Here is a 17308-nt window from a genome sequence, read left to right on the forward strand (position 1 = left end):
TTTACCTACGACATAGTGAACGACACTCATGCGGATTATTTTTGCCTTTGGCCGCTCCTATCCGGCCCGCACCGTCCTGATGCTGCTGAGCCTGCTGTTGGCAGGGGTGGTTGAAAGCGTCAGCCTGAGCACGATGCTTCCGCTGATATCGGCCGTACTTGAAGACCAGCCCCATTCAAAGTTGGCGGTCCAGGTCTTCGGGATAATGGACACGATAGGCCTGCAACCTTCGATCCCGAACATGCTGGTGATCATTGTCGTGGGCATGACGCTGAGCAACCTGCTGATCCTGCTGGGCAATCGACAGGTCGGCTACACGGTGGCGCATGTGGCCACCGACCTGCGTATTGACCTTATCAAGGCGTCGCTGGGCAGCCGCTGGGAATATTATCTACGGCAACCGGCCGGAGCATTGGCCAATGCCGTGGCAACCGAGGCTTTCCGCGCGTCCACCGCCTACGAGCACGCGGCCAATATGCTGGCGCTGGCTATTCAGGCCGCGGCCTACGCAATCATTGCGCTTTTTGTTTCCTGGCAGGCGGCGATCCTGGCGCTGCTGATCGGTTTTGTCCTGTTGGTGGCCGTGCGCGGGCTGGTGAAGACCTCCCGACGCGTGGGGAAAAGCCAGACCCGACTGATGCGCGAACTGCTGGTCTACCTGACAGACACGCTGGCTTCAGTAAAACCGCTCAAAGCCATGGCCCGGGATGACATCGCCGACTCTCTATTGCGTCATCATGCCGGTGAGCTCAATGCAGCACTGGAACGCGAAGTGATGAGTCGCGAAACGCTGAGGGCCTTGCAGGAGCCCATGCTCGCGGTTCTTGCCGCGGCAGGTCTCTACGCAGGGCTGGTCATCGGCGGACTGCCACTGTCTTCAGTGATGGTGCTTATCTTCGTGGTGGTGCGCATGTTGGGGCTGCTGCACAAGGCGCAGCAGCGTTATCACCGGATGGTCGCGCAAGAGAGTGCCTACTGGGCCATCAACGAGTCGATCGACAACGCTATCGCCGATGCCGAGCCCGTCGGGGGGAACTGCGCGCCTGCCTTGAAGCGGCATATCGGTTTTGAAAATATCCACTTTGGTTATGGGGGGCGGCAGGTTCTCGACGACGTGTCGATGAGCTTTGCGGTCGGTTCATTCACCACCATGATCGGCCCTTCCGGTGCAGGCAAGACCACCGTGCTCGACCTGATCTGTTCGCTGCTCGCGCCACAGTCAGGACGCATCAGGGTAGACGACTGCGACTTGCATGATCTGGACAGAAGGGCGTGGCGCCGCATGATCGGCTACGTCACCCAGGAAACCTTGTTGCTGCACGACAGCATCCTGGCGAACGTCACCTTGGGCGACAGGGCCTTGACTGCCGCGGACGCCGAGCGCGCGCTCCGTCAAGTCGGTGCATGGCAGTTCGTACAGGAGTGTCCGGGTGGGCTGCAATCGATCGTAGGCGAGCGCGGTGCGAAACTTTCCGGAGGTCAAAGACAGCGTATCGTCATCGCGCGCGCACTGGCCCATCGTCCCAGGCTTCTGATCCTGGACGAAGCCACCAGCGCGCTCGATCCGGAGTCGGAGGCCGATATTTGCCAGGTACTGAAGAATCTGACCCCTGGCATCACCGTCATCGCGGTGTCCCATCGCCCTGCCATGATCCGCATTGCAGACCAGATTCTCGAGGTGCGCGATGGCAAGGTGTTGGCCATCCACAATGCCGTCGATCCTGATGGCACCCGGACTGACGAGGCGAAAGCCTGAAGTGTGTAAACCGCCAATGAAAAAGCCCGGCACTGGGCCGGGCTTTCCAATCACGTAGCCAATTCCTTTTGGCTGACAGCAGTGTGCATGGCGAGTGTGACGAAGGCGTGACGGTCTGCACTGACTTGTGCGGTGCCCCTCAATGAAGAACCCGGCGGCTCTCTCCAATCCTGATCCGGTCAAGCGCCCGGTTCAATGCGTCCAAGGCATCGAGGAGGGCTTTCGCCTCGGCTTCCCGGCCATCGCCCCACAGGCGTTCGGCCATTTTGTTCAGGGCCTGGATGGATCGTTCAATGTCTGCAGCGGTTGCTGCAGGTGTGTCTGTCTGCCGCTTCTTTGACATTGTAAAAATTGCTCAAGTGGTCGAGCGGCGACACCGGGGATCCGGCATTTTTCGGCGCTCATTTCAGAAGGGTAAGTTGTCAAAACGGATACCAACAACGGCTTCAGCCCAGGCTCCATTAGAACACGACACAACACATACAGCTCTCCATTGGTAGTGACGAGCACTTTGGGGTCGATATTTGACACTCGCAGGTGCAACCGGAACACGACAATCGGGTGAATGCCTCAGCGCCATCGAGCACTGAGTGACCTTCACCAAAGGGGGAGTGGAACATGCTGCAACTGACCGGGTCTGGCCGGCCGCAACCACCGGTGCTGCGTATTGGTTTCTGGCTGATGAATGCCTTCGATTTATATGCCCTTGCCAATGCGCTGGAGCCATTGCGCCAGGCCAATCAATTGGCGCAGTGCAATGTTTGCCAATGGCAAATGCTAAGCCAGGACGGACAGCCACTGAATGCCAGCAACGGCATCGCAACCGCCACTGTACGGCTGGATCAGGCACACATGTTCGATGTATTGATCCTTTGCGGTGGCGATGACCTGCATCTTGAGACTGAACATCCAGGCTTGCTCCAGCAACTGGACCACTGGGCAAGGCAACCGATCAGCCTGGGGGCGTTGGGTAAGGCCGGTTGGCTGCTGGCTCAGATCGGCGCGTTGAAGGGTTTCCGCTGCAGTTTGCCGGAGCCCACCCCGTCAATGACCTTGGCCACCTTGCGCGAATTGACGCCGGTAGCAGCACCGTTCTGTGTCGATCGCCAACGCCTGACCTGCGTCGGCCCGCAGGCCGCTCAAGGGTTGATGCACGAGCTTCTCGCCCGCACCCATGGTCGTGGCCTGGTACTGCGGATGGAAAAACATGCAGTACGCCAGGCCCGACCGCTACTTCCCCTGCATGACGCCCCGGAAAAACTTCAAGCAACACTGGCATTGATGAACGAGCACTTGTGCCGGACACTGGGGATCGACGAACTGGCCCACGCCATGGGCATTTCCCAACGCCATCTCGAACGGCTATTCAAGCGCAGCCTGGGTTGTTCGCCGGCCCGACACTACCTGGACTTGCGGCTGCAACAGGCACGCCAGTTGTTGCGGTCCGGTGAACATGCCTTGTCCGATGTCGCCGGGGAGTGTGGTTTTGTCTCGGTACAACACTTCTACCGTTGCTATCGCCAATACTTCGGAGCACACCCGCGCGATCATATCGGCGTCAGCTCGCTCACGCACTGACTGCGTCATCCTTTGCCAATGCCCTCGCCAAGCGGCTGTCACTGCGCTTTCGGGGGCATTTTTGTTTCTGCCGGGAGGCTTGGCAGAGCACAGGGGCAAACAGCGGGTATGGCCAACTACAGGTCGGATTCGCGCAAAAAACCTCACCTTGCATCTGTTCGAATGATCTTCAGCGGCCCGCCAGATTGGCGCCTTCTGTTGCTCAAACAATGACAAGGATAAATGACATGCAAATGCCAAAAACCATCCAGATCAAGAACGGCGAAAAAGTGAAACCGACGTTCTCGGCTAGCGAATATGCCAACCGCCAGGCCAAATTGCGGGCTTATATGGCGCAGAACAATATCGACGCGGCAGTCTTCACGTCCTATCACAACATCAACTACTACAGCGATTTCCTTTACTGCTCCTTCGGGCGTCAATACGCGCTGGTCGTGACCCAGGACAGCGCCGTGACCATCAGCGCGAACATTGATGGCGGTCAGCCGTGGCGCCGTACCGTTGGGACTGAAAACATCGTCTACACCGACTGGCAGCGCGACAATTACTTCGTCGCGATCCAAAAGGCCTTGCCCAAAGCCGGGCGCATCGGCATCGAATTCGACCATCTGAACCTGCTCAATCGCGACAAACTCGCCAGCTGCTATCCGCAGGCCGAGCTGGTGGATATCGCCGCACCGTGCATGCGTATGCGCATGATCAAGTCTGCTGAAGAACACGCCATCATCCGCCATGGTGCGCGTATAGCGGACATCGGTGGTGCGGCCATCGTCGAAGCCTTGCGTGATCAGGTTCCAGAATACGAAGTAGCCCTGCATGCCACCCAGGCGATGGTGCGCGAAATTGCACGCACCTTTCCAGATTCCGAACTGATGGACACCTGGACCTGGTTCCAGTCGGGCATCAATACCGACGGTGCTCATAACCCGGTCACGTCGCGCAGGGTCAACAAGGGCGACATCCTCAGCCTTAACTGCTTCCCGATGATTGCCGGTTACTACACCGCACTGGAACGTACCTTGTTCCTGGACCACTGCTCCGATGAGCATCTGCGCTTATGGGAAGTGAACGTCAAAGTGCACGAGGCCGGTCTGAAGCTGATCAAGCCAGGCATGCGCTGCTGCGATATCGCGCTGCAATTGAACGAGATTTTCCTGGAACACGATCTGCTGCAATACCGCACCTTCGGCTACGGCCATTCCTTCGGTACGCTCAGCCATTACTACGGACGCGAAGCCGGGTTGGAGCTGCGCGAAGACATCGACACCGTGCTGGAACCCGGGATGGTTGTGTCCATCGAACCGATGATCATGCTGCCTGAAGGCCTTCCAGGTGCCGGCGGTTATCGTGAGCACGACATCCTGATCGTCAACGAGCACGGCGGGGAAAACATCACGAAATTCCCGTATGGTCCGCAACACAACATCATCAGGAAGTAAGCCGCAACGCCGCACAGTGAACCTGTGCGGCGTTTCTTTTTGATGAGTGGTTGAGTATCAGCAAAAAAAAACGCATGCGCGCAAAAAAACGCGCAGCATTAATGAACCTTAACCCTGCCAAGTAAAACAATAGAGGGTTTTGTCATGTTCTACGTCCCGACTCTTTACCTCGATAACCGCACCTCTAACTCCGGAGGTGCCCAATGAGCACCCAAGACGCAAGCCTGACGCTGACCATGGCGCAGAAACTTGAACAAACGGCCGAGCGCAAGGCCCTGCGACGCGCAGCCAGTGCCAGCTTCATGGGCAACTTTGTCGAATGGTTCGACTATGCGGCCTACGGCTACCTGGCCACCGTCATCGCCCTGACGTTTTTTCCGCAAACCGACAAGACTTCCGCGCTACTGGCGACTTTCGCCGTATTCGCGCTGTCGTTTATCGTTCGCCCGATTGGCGGGCTGGTCTGGGGTCACTTCGGTGACAAATACGGGCGGCGCAGTGCGCTGTCCTGGTCGATTCTGATCATGTCAGTCTCGACCTTTTGTATCGGCATCCTGCCGACATACAACCATATTGGCCTGTGGGCGCCGGCCTTGCTGTTACTGATTCGCTTGTGCCAGGGCTTCTCTGCTTCAGGTGAGTACGCCGGGGCGTCGGCCTTTCTCGCCGAGTATGCTCCCGAGGGCAAGCGCGGTTTGTACACCAGCATTGTCCCGGCGAGTACGGCGGCGGGCTTGTTATTCGGTGCGGTCTTTGTCGCCGGCCTGCATGCGTGGATGAGTGTCGAGGATCTGCATGACTGGGGCTGGCGGTTACCCTTTCTCCTCGCAGCGCCATTTGGGCTGGTGGGACGCTACATCCGCATGAGTCTGCAAGACACACCCAAGTTCCTGGAGATGGAAAAACGCCTCGAAGCGAAGGAGTGCGCGACCCACGCGCCAGTGCGTGAGTTGCTGACAGTGCACCGACGCAGCGTGATGATCGGGATCGGCGTGACCTGCCTGAATGCCGTGGCGTTTTACCTGTTGCTCAGCTACATGCCGACCTACCTGTCCACCGAAATGGGCATGAGCGAGAGTGATTCGTTCCTGGCGTCGACGGTGTCGCTGGCGACCTATATCGGCCTCATTTTCCTGATGGGCAAGCTGTCGGATCGGTTCGGACGCAAAACCATGTTGCTGACCGCTTCGGTACTCTTCTTGCTGCTGACATTTCCGCTGTTCGGGATGCTGGAGAATCAGCCGCTGATCGTGATTCTCATGATCCAGATTGCCTTCGGCACAATTCTGGCTATGAACGACGGCACCTTGCCGTGCTTCCTCGCCGAGATATTCCCCACCCGCGTACGCTTCAGTGGTTTTGCCTTCAGCTTCAATATCGCCAACGCGGTATTCGGCGGCACCGCGCCGTTTATCGCTACCTGGCTGATCCAACTGACCGGCAACAAAATGGCCCCGGCCTGGTATCTGCTGGCGGCAGCGGCGGTCGCCTTGATTGCCATGTTGGCGAGTCGGGAAACTGCGCACAAGGCGTTGCAGGACTGACAGGCCAGGGTTGTCTTTCAGGGCGCCATCGCGGGCAAGCCCGCTCCCACAGAGATTTTCGGGGAACACAGATTGTGTATCCACTAGAGATTCCTGTGGGAGCGGGCTTGCCCGCGAAGAGGCAAGTCCGGCCAACATCAATCTCGAATCAATGCACCGCCGCTACTTGCTTACGCTCACCAATGGGCGATACGCCGAAGAAGCGGCTGTAGCACTTGGAAAAGTGCGCCGGGGAAACGAAGCCGCAGGCGAGGGCGATATCACGTACCTGCGATTCGCTGCGCAACAGTAATTGCCGCGCCCGCGAGAGGCGCAATTCCAGGTAGTACTGGCTCGGCGTGCGCTGCAGGTGCTTGTGAAACAGGCGCTCGAGCTGGCGCACCGACACCTCGTTCAACCGCGCGAGTTCCTCAAGGCCAACCGGCTCCTCGAGATTGGCTTCCATGATCGCCACCATCTGACTGAGCTTGGGCTGCGAGGTGCCCAGCTTCTGCCGCAATGGCACACGTTGTTGTTCCTTTGCACCTCGTACCCGATCGCACAACAGCAGCTCGGCTGCATGGGCTGCGATGTCCCGGCCTCCGGGTTCGCGGGCGATCAGCTGCAGCGTCATGTCCATGGAGGCCACGCCACCGGAGCAGGTGTAGCGATCCCGATCCAGCTCGAACAGCTGGTTGGAAATGATAATCCCCGGGAAACGCTCCTTCAGTGCCTCGATATCTTCCCAGTGAATCGTACAGCGATAGCCCTTGAGCAAATCGGCGCGTGCCAACAAATGACTGCCCGTACAAATCCCGCCCAGCGGCACCTGATCATGCGCCAACTTGCGTAGCCAGTTGAGCAGTGGTCGGCTGCTGTGATTGGAGACAATCGGGTTTGATCCAACCACGAACAGCATGTCGAGTTCGGGTGCGTCGGCGATGGTGTGGTCAGGCAGGATGCGCATGCCATTGCTGGCCGTGACCGGGTCCAGGCTGGCGGCGATGATGACCGTGCGAAACATCGGTTTGCGTGCTGCCAGGTTGGCCATGCGCAGTGTTTCCACGGCGGAGGCGAAGCCGATGGTGGTGAAGTTGGGGATGACCAGGAAACCCACGGTTTTCACTGGATGTAGTTCATGCGCCGAACGTCCTGCGGCGGGCTTCGCCGCCTGGAGTTTCGCCATCTTTACCGCTCCTCAGCTGCATAAGTGACGCACTCGATGGCAAGCTGCCGACAGGGACTGCGTCATCTCTTTTTTTGTGATTGTTACACCTGTTTACGGGTATCTGGATCTTACACCCAGTGCCCGATCAATAGACGATCACAAGACAAACATGCATGCATGACTGCAGCGGTTTTGTCGTCTTGCAAGGAGGCTGTGGGCAGCACGAGCCTCCAAGGGTCACTTGCTGATACCCTATCTGCCGCCTCAACCATGTGCAGTACAGTCAACGCAGGAAATGTAAATGAGCGAAGAGATCGATATTCCTGAACCCGAGCACGACCATCTGCTCGATCATGAATTCCACGAAGAAGAACGCTGGGTCGAAGAAGATGCCCAAGGCATTCTTGACGATGATGACGAGGAACAGGATGACCTCGACTATCTGGATTCGATTGATCACGAGGGCTAGGCTGATGAAGTCGAGGGCTCGGAGCAGAACCCTCGCTTCAAATCCCTCAACTGCTTAGTTGGCGGTCTTCAACTGCCCTTGCGCAGTCGATCCGGTGCGGGCGATCACGGTCAGGATCGACAGGGCAGCAATCACCAGCCCGGGTGAAGTCGCCAGCAGCACGCCCGTGGTGCCTGCACCGGCGGCGAGGATCTGCCCAGCGGCCAAGGGCCCCGCCACCGAGCCCAGCCGGCCGATCGCCACGGCGGCGCCGACACCAGTGGCGCGCACGGCGGTCGGGTAGGAGGGTGGCGCCAGGGCGTAGAGCACCAGTTGCGCAGCCATGACGAACAACCCGGCGGCAAAACCGGCGATTGCCATCGGTATCATGCCCACCGACAGGCCGACTCCGGCCAGTGCAGTCAGCAACCCGGCATACACGAACAGCACGACCTTGAGACCGTTGCAGCGGTCCAGCAGCAAGCCACCGAGCAGCGAGCCGAGGGCGCCACCGATGTTGAACAGCATCTGCACCATGCCCGCCTGGGGTTTGCTGAAGCCCTGTTCCAGCAGTAACGAAGGCAGCCAGTTGAGCAGCATGTACATCACGGTCAAGGTGAAGAAATAGCTCAGCCACAAGGCCAGGGTGTTGCGTGTGCGGCCTTCGCCGAACAGCGCCTGGGCGGTGGAAGGGCGCTGGCTGCCAGTGGCCGAATGTTGCTGGCGGAAGGCAGTGGATTCAGGCAGCAGCAGGGCCATCAACGGCACGACCAGCAAGGGCACCACACCGCCGATGATGAAGGTGGTTTGCCAGTGCTCGCTGGAAAACATCGCCACCACCGCCGCGAGCGCGCCGCCCAGGGGAACGCCGCAATACATGACGCTGATGGCGGTGCCGCGGTTGCGCTCGCTCACGGCCTCGGCGCACAAGGCGATCAGGTTGGGCAGGGCGGCGCCCAGGCCCAGGCCGGTCATGAAACGCACCAGCAACAGGCTGGAGTAGCTCTCGACGTAGGCCGTGCACAGGGAAAACACGCCGAACAGCAGCACGGCACTGACGAGGATTTTCTTGCGGCCGATGCGATCGGCGACCCAGCCGCCAAAAAACGCCCCGGGCAGCAGGCCGATGATCCCGGCGCTGAACACCCAGCCCATCATCTTCGGGTCCAGGGCAAAACTCTGGCGCAGTCCGGCGGCAGCGGTGCCGGCGGCCTGCAGATCGAAACCCTCGATCAGCGCAACGATAAAGCACAAAGCGATTGTCAGCGTCGAACGACGCGATGGGCTGTCCATGGGTGGAACCTCATTGTTGTTTTTGTTGTGGAGTCGAGCCGTCCCATCGCACGGGGTACGCTGTAGATGGCTGCTGGCGAATAAGATAACAAAGATAACTAAAAAATGAACTGTCCCTTTAAAATCGAGAAAAATAGCAAATAAGGCTTATAAATCAGCCAGTAAGATGTAGATCATGTGTATTGGCGAAAAATAGATAATAATATTAATGTTCGATTATCGGTCATTCACCATTGACAGGGGTCATTGGCTGTTTCCATTCTCTGTCCGCGAAGCCGGTTGCACTGCGCTCCTCCGGCAGCACAAACAACAATAAAAATGGAAATCGAACATGCCAAATCTCCCCACGCACGACGTTGCGACGGCGTCAGCCACCTGTGTGCCCGGTATCAACCGAGGGTTGGTCCTGGCGCTGCTCGGATTGAGCGTTCTACCCACCCAGCTTCGAGCCGCAGGTTTTATCGAAGACAGCCATGGCACCTTGACCCTGCGTAATTACTACCTGGACCGCCAATACAAGGACGATGGGGCCAAGACCGCCGCGCAGGAGTGGGCCCAGGGTTTCATCATGAACATGGAGTCGGGGTTTACCGAAGGACCGCTGGGTTTTGGGCTGGACGTTCGCGGGCTGCTGGGGGTCAAGCTCGACTCCGCGCCGGATCGCAGCGGCACCGAGTTGTTGCCGGTGTCGGCCAGCGACAATCGGGCGGCGGATGAGTACTCGCGCCTGGCCCCGACCGCCAAGCTGCGTTTTGCCCAGACCACGGTGAAGTCCGGGGATGTGTCGATCTTCCTGCCGTTTGCTTTTGCCAGCCCTTCGCGACTGCTGCCACAAACCTTTCGCGGTACCACCCTCAGCTCCAGGGACTTCGACGGCCTGACGCTGAACACCGGGTATATCGATCGCATCGACAAGCGTAATTCCACCAACTATGAGTCGATGACCATCGCTTCGCCCAACCGGCGATTCAACGCCACTGCCACGACCTCGCACATGGCCTATCTGGGGGGCGATTATCAGGTCAGCAAGACGCTGAGCCTACGTGCTTACCACGCCGAAGTGACCGACTTGTACCAACAGGACACGTTTGCGTTGCTGCATGACCTGCCGCTGGGCGCAGGGGTATTGACCAGCGATCTGCGCAGTTTTTTCAGTCGCGAGGATGGCAGCGCCAAGGGTGGTGAAGTGGATAATCGCAACGTCTCGGGGTTGTTCAGCTACCGTTACGGCGGACACAAGCTGGGCATCGGCTACATGCATTCCAGTGGCGACTCGGCGACTCCCTATATCTCCGGGACAGAGTTGATGGGGATGAGTGAGCTGACCATGGCTTCGGACTTTCTCAACGCCAGGGAGCGCACCTGGCAGGCCATCTACGACTATGACTTTGTCGCGTCCGGAGTGCCCGGGCTGAGGGGCCGGTTGCGTTATTTGCGCGGTGACAATATCGAGCTCAAAGCCTTCAACGCCGAGGACCGCAAGGAGCGCGAGTTCCAGATGGAGCTGGGCTACGTGGTGCAGAGCGGTCCGCTGAAGAATGTCGCGCTGGTGGCGCGCAAGGCGATTTACCGCAACGATTTCCCGAGCGGCGCGGCATTTCGCGATGAAAACCAGACCCGCTTCCTGGTGACCTACACCTTGCCAATCTGGTAACCCCAGGGCCCTGAAGGCTTCTCACCGGCACGTCCCTTTGGGGCGTGCGTTACTCCTGATAAATCTTCTTCAGCAGTCGCAGCAGCTCTTCGCGTTCCTGATTGTCCAGGGCCGCGGTGGCGTCCAGGTCGCTTTGCGCGGCGATCTGATTCAGTTCCTTGAGCAGGGTCTCGCCGGTCTTGCTGAGGAAGATCCCATAAGAGCGCTTGTCCGGCTTGCAACGCACGCGCACTGCCAGCGCACGGCTTTCCAGTTTGTTGAGCAGCGGCACCACTTGGGGCGGCTCGATGGTCAGTGCACGGGCCAGATCGGCCTGCATCAGGCCCGGGTTCTGATTGATGATCGCCAGCGCGGAGAATTGAGCGGGCCGCAGATCGTGGGCAGATAGGCGACTGATCAGGTTCTGGAACAGCTTGAGTTGTGCGCGGCGCATGGCGTAGCCGATCAGGTCGTTCAACGCCGAATCGAGTGGTGCCTGCATCTCGGCGTTGGTCGAGGGTGCCTCGATCGACTCGGCGAGGGGGGAGGGCTTGGCCATTGCAGGTGAGTCCTGAAGGATTGGAGGTTAACAAGGCTATCTATTTTGCCGGCGTTGACCGGTGATTGCTATGGCCAATATCCGTTGGCGTTTCGGACAGGGGAGCTTTCAGTGTGTTGAAAACTGGTTAATTTTATTAATAGTTAATTGACATAACTAATTTGCCGGTTTAATTTCCAGTCATCTTCAAACCAAGAACAAGAGAGCATCGTCATGAGCAATTACGAAGGGCGCTGGACAACGGTCAAAGTGGAAATCGAAGAAGGCATCGCGTGGGTCATCCTCAACCGCCCGGAAAAACGCAACGCCATGAGCCCGACCCTGAACCGCGAGATGATCGATGTCCTGGAAACCCTCGAGCAGGACCCGGCTGCTGGTGTACTGGTGCTGACCGGCGCTGGCGAAGCCTGGACCGCGGGCATGGATCTCAAGGAGTACTTCCGCGAAGTGGACGCTGGCCCGGAGATCCTCCAGGAAAAAATCCGCCGCGAAGCCTCGCAATGGCAGTGGAAGCTGTTGCGCATGTACGCCAAGCCGACCATTGCCATGGTCAATGGCTGGTGCTTCGGCGGCGGCTTCAGCCCCCTGGTGGCCTGCGACCTGGCGATCTGCGCCGACGAGGCGACCTTCGGTCTTTCGGAAATCAACTGGGGCATCCCGCCGGGCAACCTGGTGAGCAAGGCCATGGCCGACACCGTGGGCCATCGCCAGTCGCTGTACTACATCATGACCGGCAAGACCTTCGGCGGGCAGAAAGCCGCCGAGATGGGCCTGGTCAATGAAAGCGTACCGCTGGCGCAACTGCGTGAAGTCACTGTGGAGCTGGCGCGTAACCTGCTGGAGAAAAACCCGGTGGTGCTGCGTGCGGCCAAGCATGGTTTCAAACGTTGCCGCGAACTGACCTGGGAGCAGAACGAGGATTACCTGTACGCCAAGCTCGATCAGTCACGCCTGCTGGACACCGAAGGCGGCCGTGAGCAGGGCATGAAACAATTCCTCGACGACAAGAGCATCAAGCCGGGCCTGCAAGCATACAAACGCTGAGGTGCCTCGCACGCAGCCGGGCGCATGCCGCTACTGACGGATGTGCCCTGGTGCTGCGGTTACATCGCTGCCTACCTTGTTCCACTGTATTCCCGACAAAGACTATAAAGAGGAATCACCATGCTGGACGTGCCCCTGCTGATTGGCGGCCAGTCGTGCCCCGCCCGCGACGGTCGAACCTTCGAACGCCGTAACCCGGTGACCGGCGAGTTGGTGTCGCGGGTTGCCGCCGCCACCCTGGAAGATGCCGACGCCGCGGTAGCCGCTGCGCAGAAGGCGTTTCCCGAGTGGGCCGCCCTGGCACCCAATGAACGCCGAACCCGTTTGCTCAAGGCGGCCGAGCAATTGCAGGCGCGCAGTGCCGAGTTCATCGAGGCGGCTGGCGAGACCGGCGCCATGGCCAACTGGTACGCTTTCAACGTGCGGCTGGCGGCCAATATGCTGCGTGAAGCAGCGTCGATGACCACGCAGATCAATGGCGAAGTTATCCCCTCGGATGTGCCAGGCAGTTTCGCCATGGCCCTGCGCCAACCCTGCGGCGTCGTGTTGGGCATTGCGCCATGGAACGCGCCGGTGATTCTCGCCACCCGCGCTATCGCCATGCCATTGGCCTGCGGCAACACTGTCGTGCTCAAGGCATCTGAGCTAAGCCCTGCGGTGCATCGCTTGATCGGTCAGGTATTGCAGGACGCTGGCCTGGGTGATGGCGTGGTCAATGTCGTCAGCAACGCGCCAGCGGATGCCGCGGCGATTGTCGAGCGGTTGATCGCCAACCCGGCGGTGCGACGGGTCAATTTCACGGGCTCCACGCATGTTGGACGCATTGTCGGCGAACTCTGCGCGCGCCACCTCAAACCGGCCTTGCTGGAACTGGGCGGCAAGGCACCGTTGCTGGTGCTCGACGATGCCGACCTGGATGCTGCGGTGGAGGCGGCCGCCTTTGGCGCCTATTTCAATCAAGGGCAGATCTGCATGTCCACCGAGCGCCTGATCGTCGATGCCAAGGTCGCCGATGCCTTTATCGACAAGTTGGCGGCCAAGGTCGCCACCCTGCGCGCGGGTGACCCTGCGGATGCGCAATCGGTGCTCGGTTCGCTGGTGGACGCCAGCGCCGGCACGCGCATCAGGGGTTTGATCGATGATGCCCTGGCCAAGGGCGCGCGCCTGGTGGTCGGCGGGCAACTGGACGGCAGCATTTTGCAGCCGACCTTGCTCGACGGCGTCAACGCGAGCATGCGCCTGTACCGCGAGGAATCCTTCGGGCCGGTGGCCGTGTTGCTGCGCGGCGAGGGAGATGAAGCGCTGCTGCAGCTGGCCAACGACTCCGAGTTTGGATTGTCGGCGGCGATTTTCAGTCGCGATACCGGGCGTGCCCTGACCTTGGCCCAACGGGTCGAGTCGGGCATCTGCCACATCAACGGCCCGACCGTGCACGACGAGGCGCAAATGCCCTTTGGCGGGGTAAAGTCCAGCGGCTACGGAAGTTTCGGTGGCAAGGCATCTATCGAGCATTTCACCCAGTTGCGTTGGGTTACCTTGCAGAACGGACCGCGGCACTACCCGATCTGAACAGGCGGGCATCGACTTCCCAACAAGTCAATTGCCCGCGTGCAAGGCCGAAATAACAATAACAAGGCTGCAGCCAACGGCTGCCACGCTATCGCTGAGTCATCTGTGTATGGCTTGGTTCTAGCGTGCCTCGACGGAGTACAAGCACTTGAGTTCCGAATTCAGTTTGCAATCCCATGTCCAGGCCGGCGCACCGCGCTATCGCCAGGTGTCCATCGGTTGTGCGGCGGTCGAGGTGACCGAGCAGCAGGGCGAACTGCACATGCGCTCCCTGGAACCGTTGGCCGAGATGCCCGGGCGGTTGCTCGACCGCCTGGTGCATTGGGCCCAGGTTCGGCCAGAGCAGACGTTCATCGCAGCCCGCCAGGACGACGGGGAATGGCGTCGGGTGAGCTACGCACAAATGCTCGACAGTGTTCGTTCAATCGCCCAATGCCTGCTGGGCTACGGTCTGTCGGCAGACAAGCCGCTGGTGTTGCTTTCGGGTAATGACATCGAGCATTTGCAGGTCGCGCTGGGTGCCATGTATGCGGGCATTCCCTACTGTCCGGTGTCGCCGGCCTATTCGCTGCTGTCCCAGGATTTTTCCAAGCTGCGCCACGTGTGCGACCTGCTGCAACCAGGCCTGGTTTTCGTCAGTGACGCGCCAGCGTACCAGCGCGCCATCGACGCCGTGCTGCCGGCCGATACGCCACTGATTACCGTCCGGGGCCAGGTCGAAGGTCGTCGCCATGCGAACTTTGCCAGCCTGCTTGAGCAACCGGGCGGTGCCGAAGCTGAAGCCGCGTTTGCCGCCACCGGCCCGGACAGCATCGCCAAGTTTCTATTCACCTCCGGCTCGACCCGGTTGCCCAAGGCGGTGATCACCACCCAACGCATGCTCTGCGCCAACCAGCAGATGTTGTTGCAGACTTTTCCAGTGTTCGGTGAAGAACCTCCGGTGCTGGTGGACTGGCTGCCGTGGAACCACACGTTCGGCGGCAGCCACAACCTTGGCATCGTGCTTTACAACGGCGGCAGTTTTTACCTGGATGACGGCAAGCCTACAGCGCAGGGATTTGCCCAGACCCTGCGCAACCTCAAGGAGGTCTCTCCCACCGCCTACCTGACCGTGCCCAAGGGCTGGGAAGAACTGGTGTCGGCCCTGGAACAGGACGCGGAGCTCCGGGAGTGCTTTTTCAAGCGCGTCAGCCTGTTTTTCTTCGCCGCCGCCGGGTTGTCGCAAAGCGTCTGGGATCGCCTGGACCGGGTCGCCGAACAACACTGTGGCGAACGCATTCGGATGATGGCCGGGCTGGGCATGACCGAGGCCGCGCCATCCTGTACCTTTACCACCGGGCCCTTGTCCATGGCCGGTTACATCGGCTTGCCGGCCCCGGGTTGCGAGGTTCGGCTGGTACCGAAGGACGGCAAGCTGGAAGGGCGCTTTCGTGGGCCGCATATCATGCCGGGTTACTGGCGGTCACCGCAGCAGACCGCCGAGGTGTTCGACGAGCAAGGCTTTTACTGTTCCGGTGATGCACTCAAGCTTGCCAACCCGCACGACCCGCAACTGGGGCTGATGTTCGATGGGCGCATCGCCGAAGACTTCAAGCTGTCTTCCGGGGTGTTCGTCAGTGTCGGCCCTCTGCGCAATCGTGCGGTTCTGGAAGGCTCGCCCTATGTCCAGGACCTGGTAGTGACGGCGCCGGATCGTGAATGCCTTGGCGCACTGGTATTCCCGCGGATGCACGAATGTCGCCGCCTGGCGGGGCTCGCGGGAAGTGCCAGCGATGCCCAGGTGCTTGCCAGCGCGCCGGTGCGCGAGTGGTTCGCCAACTGGCTGCAGCGGCTCAATCGCGACGCCAGCGGCAATGCCAGTCGTCTGGAGTGGATCGCGTTGCTCGACGAGCCCGCGTCCATCGATCGGGGTGAAATCACCGACAAAGGCTCGATCAACCAGCGCGCGGTCTTGCAATGGCGTGCAGCCCAGGTCGAGGCGATGTATCGCGGTGAAGACCACTCGATCCTGCGCGCAGGGCCACGGTCTTGAGCTGCCCGGGGCAATATTCGTCATTCACGGATGTGGCGATTCTTGATGCGGTGCGAACGCCTTGGGTCGACATCGGTGGCGCACTGGCCCAGGTATCGCCCATTGACCTGGGCATCAAGGTCGGTCGCGAAGTATTGGCCCGTACCGGGCTCGATCCGCGGGCCGTGGATACGGTGCTGGCCGGCTCCATGGCCCAGGCCAGCTTCGACGCCTACATGCTGCCACGCCATATCGGCCTCTACAGCGGTGTGCCACAACAGGTGCCGGCCTTGGCTGTGCAGCGCATTTGCGCGACCGGCTTCGAGCTGTTGCGCCAGGCCGGCGAGCAGCTTCAAGGGGGCGCGCAACTGGCCCTGTGTGTGGGCGCCGAATCCATGTCGCGCAACCCGATTGCCGCTTACACCCACCGGGGCGGGTTTCGCCTCGGGGCGCCGGTGGACTTCAAGGATTTCCTGTGGGAAGCGCTGTACGACCCGGCGCCGGGACTGGACATGATCGCCACGGCGGAAAATCTCGCCAAGCGTCACGGCCTGAGCCGCGAGGCGGTAGACAGCTATGCCCTCGACAGTCACCAACGGGCACTGCACGCACAGACCAGCGGCTGGTTCAGCGATGAAATCGTCCCGGTGGATAATGCGGTGTTTGAACTGCAAGGCTATCAGCCTCGGGGAATTGCCCTGCCGCGTCGATGTGAGCCGGTCACCCAGGATAGCCATCCCCGGCCGACCGATTTACCCGCGCTGGCCAGGCTGCAGGCGATTCACGCCGAAGGGGTGCAAACCGCCGGCAATAGCTGTGCGGTGGTGGACGGCGCGGCGGCGGCACTGGTCGGCCGAGCTTCGCTGAGTACGCGTCCGGTACTGGCGCATCTGCTGGCGACGGCGGTGGTCGGGGTGGCGCCGGAGTTCATGGGCATCGGTCCGGTTCCGGCAATCCGGTTGTTACTGCAACGCAGTGGGCTGGACCAGGACGATGTCGCCCTGTTCGAAGTCAACGAGGCGCAGGGCGCGCAGGTGCTGGCGGTGGCTCAGGCGCTGGAGCTGGATAACGACCGCCTGAACCGTCGTGGTGGTTCTATCGCGCTGGGGCATCCATTGGCAGCCACCGGCTTGCGTTTGGTGCTGACCTTGGCGCGGCAATTGCGCGAGCAACATAAGCGCTACGGTATCGCCGCCGCCTGTGTCGGCGGCGGGCAGGGCATGGCCGTGCTGATCGAAAACCCGGATTTTCGCGGCTGAATCGTTGCGGTGTTTTTTCTTTTTGAAC

General features: G+C 60.2%; 14 protein-coding genes. 10 read left to right on the top strand and 4 right to left on the bottom strand.

What is annotated here, in order from left to right; genetic code table 11:
* The first annotated feature begins 28 nt into the window (after nucleotides 1–28).
* Nucleotides 29–1756, top strand: a complete 1728-nt coding sequence (locus BKX96_RS04975; RefSeq protein ID WP_077182924.1) for an ABC transporter ATP-binding protein — start codon at nucleotides 29–31, stop codon at nucleotides 1754–1756.
* Between the two features lie 139 nt (nucleotides 1757–1895).
* Here BKX96_RS04975 and BKX96_RS33100 read toward each other — a convergent pair whose 3' ends face one another.
* Nucleotides 1896–2099, bottom strand: coding sequence for a hypothetical protein (locus tag BKX96_RS33100; RefSeq protein ID WP_046815503.1), 204 nt, complete (start codon nucleotides 2097–2099; stop codon nucleotides 1896–1898).
* Between the two features lie 275 nt (nucleotides 2100–2374).
* Between BKX96_RS33100 and BKX96_RS04985 the strand changes: the two genes are divergently transcribed.
* The 3 genes from BKX96_RS04985 to BKX96_RS04995 all read left to right on the top strand — a co-directional run bounded on the left by BKX96_RS04985 (nucleotide 2375) and on the right by BKX96_RS04995 (nucleotide 6317).
* Nucleotides 2375–3334, top strand: coding sequence for a GlxA family transcriptional regulator (locus BKX96_RS04985; RefSeq protein WP_046815502.1), 960 nt, complete (start codon nucleotides 2375–2377; stop codon nucleotides 3332–3334).
* 227 nt (nucleotides 3335–3561) lie between these two features.
* Nucleotides 3562–4773, top strand: coding sequence for a creatinase (gene creA / locus BKX96_RS04990; RefSeq protein ID WP_046815501.1), 1212 nt, complete (start codon nucleotides 3562–3564; stop codon nucleotides 4771–4773).
* Nucleotides 4774–4976: 203 nt separating this feature from the next.
* Nucleotides 4977–6317, top strand: coding sequence for an MFS transporter (locus BKX96_RS04995; protein ID WP_046815500.1), 1341 nt, complete (start codon nucleotides 4977–4979; stop codon nucleotides 6315–6317).
* Between the two features lie 148 nt (nucleotides 6318–6465).
* Here the strand turns inward: BKX96_RS04995 and cahR are convergent, their stop codons facing one another.
* Complete coding sequence (gene cahR / locus BKX96_RS05000; RefSeq protein WP_046815499.1) at nucleotides 6466–7482, bottom strand: transcriptional regulator CahA; 1017 nt, start codon at nucleotides 7480–7482, stop codon at nucleotides 6466–6468.
* A gap of 283 nt (nucleotides 7483–7765) precedes the next feature.
* On the opposite strand from cahR, the gene BKX96_RS32785 reads away from it, so the two are divergent.
* A complete protein-coding gene (locus tag BKX96_RS32785) occupies nucleotides 7766–7933 on the top strand; it encodes a hypothetical protein (protein WP_162837825.1) in 168 nt (55 codons plus the stop codon).
* Between the two features lie 54 nt (nucleotides 7934–7987).
* Here the strand turns inward: BKX96_RS32785 and mhpT are convergent, their stop codons facing one another.
* The gene (gene mhpT / locus BKX96_RS05005) at nucleotides 7988–9205 is read right to left on the bottom strand and encodes a 3-(3-hydroxy-phenyl)propionate transporter MhpT (protein ID WP_046815498.1); all 1218 of its coding nucleotides are present in this window, start codon (nucleotides 9203–9205) and stop codon (nucleotides 7988–7990) included.
* A gap of 331 nt (nucleotides 9206–9536) precedes the next feature.
* Between mhpT and BKX96_RS05010 the strand changes: the two genes are divergently transcribed.
* The gene (locus BKX96_RS05010; protein WP_082240454.1) at nucleotides 9537–10859 is read left to right on the top strand and encodes an OprD family porin; all 1323 of its coding nucleotides are present in this window, start codon (nucleotides 9537–9539) and stop codon (nucleotides 10857–10859) included.
* 49 nt (nucleotides 10860–10908) lie between these two features.
* Here the strand turns inward: BKX96_RS05010 and BKX96_RS05015 are convergent, their stop codons facing one another.
* Nucleotides 10909–11397 (bottom strand): MarR family winged helix-turn-helix transcriptional regulator, encoded by a 489-nt coding sequence (locus BKX96_RS05015; RefSeq protein WP_077182925.1) that lies wholly within the window; start codon nucleotides 11395–11397, stop codon nucleotides 10909–10911.
* A gap of 213 nt (nucleotides 11398–11610) precedes the next feature.
* On the opposite strand from BKX96_RS05015, the gene BKX96_RS05020 reads away from it, so the two are divergent.
* From BKX96_RS05020 to BKX96_RS05035, 4 genes are all read left to right on the top strand, one after another.
* Nucleotides 11611–12441: a p-hydroxycinnamoyl CoA hydratase/lyase gene (locus BKX96_RS05020; RefSeq protein ID WP_046815496.1), complete on the top strand. Its 831-nt coding sequence runs from the start codon at nucleotides 11611–11613 to the stop codon at nucleotides 12439–12441.
* Nucleotides 12442–12561: 120 nt separating this feature from the next.
* On the top strand, nucleotides 12562–14010 hold the full coding sequence (locus BKX96_RS05025; protein WP_046815495.1) for an aldehyde dehydrogenase: 1449 nt from the start codon (nucleotides 12562–12564) through the stop codon (nucleotides 14008–14010).
* Nucleotides 14011–14158: 148 nt separating this feature from the next.
* Entirely contained in the window at nucleotides 14159–16042 is a 1884-nt protein-coding gene (locus BKX96_RS05030) for a feruloyl-CoA synthase (RefSeq protein WP_077182926.1), read from the top strand.
* Complete coding sequence (locus BKX96_RS05035; protein WP_077182927.1) at nucleotides 16039–17280, top strand: thiolase family protein; 1242 nt, start codon at nucleotides 16039–16041, stop codon at nucleotides 17278–17280. The genes BKX96_RS05030 and BKX96_RS05035 overlap by 4 nt, the downstream gene beginning before the upstream one ends.
* Nucleotides 17281–17308 lie beyond the last annotated feature (28 nt).

The organism is Pseudomonas putida (genome assembly GCF_001976065.1).
GTDB lineage: Bacteria > Pseudomonadota > Gammaproteobacteria > Pseudomonadales > Pseudomonadaceae > Aquipseudomonas > Aquipseudomonas serbica.

What these genes read in the sequence shown, in the direction of transcription:
- BKX96_RS04975 (WP_077182924.1), top strand. Translation starts at nt 29, where the DNA reads ATGCGGATTATTTTTGCCTTTGGCCGCTCCTATCCGGCCCGCACCGTC.
- BKX96_RS33100 (WP_046815503.1), bottom strand. Translation starts at nt 2,099, where the DNA reads ATGTCAAAGAAGCGGCAGACAGACACACCTGCAGCAACCGCTGCAGAC.
- BKX96_RS04985 (WP_046815502.1), top strand. Translation starts at nt 2,375, where the DNA reads ATGCTGCAACTGACCGGGTCTGGCCGGCCGCAACCACCGGTGCTGCGT.
- creA (WP_046815501.1), top strand. Translation starts at nt 3,562, where the DNA reads ATGCAAATGCCAAAAACCATCCAGATCAAGAACGGCGAAAAAGTGAAA.
- BKX96_RS04995 (WP_046815500.1), top strand. Translation starts at nt 4,977, where the DNA reads ATGAGCACCCAAGACGCAAGCCTGACGCTGACCATGGCGCAGAAACTT.
- cahR (WP_046815499.1), bottom strand. Translation starts at nt 7,482, where the DNA reads ATGGCGAAACTCCAGGCGGCGAAGCCCGCCGCAGGACGTTCGGCGCAT.
- BKX96_RS32785 (WP_162837825.1), top strand. Translation starts at nt 7,766, where the DNA reads ATGAGCGAAGAGATCGATATTCCTGAACCCGAGCACGACCATCTGCTC.
- mhpT (WP_046815498.1), bottom strand. Translation starts at nt 9,205, where the DNA reads ATGGACAGCCCATCGCGTCGTTCGACGCTGACAATCGCTTTGTGCTTT.
- BKX96_RS05010 (WP_082240454.1), top strand. Translation starts at nt 9,537, where the DNA reads ATGCCAAATCTCCCCACGCACGACGTTGCGACGGCGTCAGCCACCTGT.
- BKX96_RS05015 (WP_077182925.1), bottom strand. Translation starts at nt 11,397, where the DNA reads ATGGCCAAGCCCTCCCCCCTCGCCGAGTCGATCGAGGCACCCTCGACC.
- BKX96_RS05020 (WP_046815496.1), top strand. Translation starts at nt 11,611, where the DNA reads ATGAGCAATTACGAAGGGCGCTGGACAACGGTCAAAGTGGAAATCGAA.
- BKX96_RS05025 (WP_046815495.1), top strand. Translation starts at nt 12,562, where the DNA reads ATGCTGGACGTGCCCCTGCTGATTGGCGGCCAGTCGTGCCCCGCCCGC.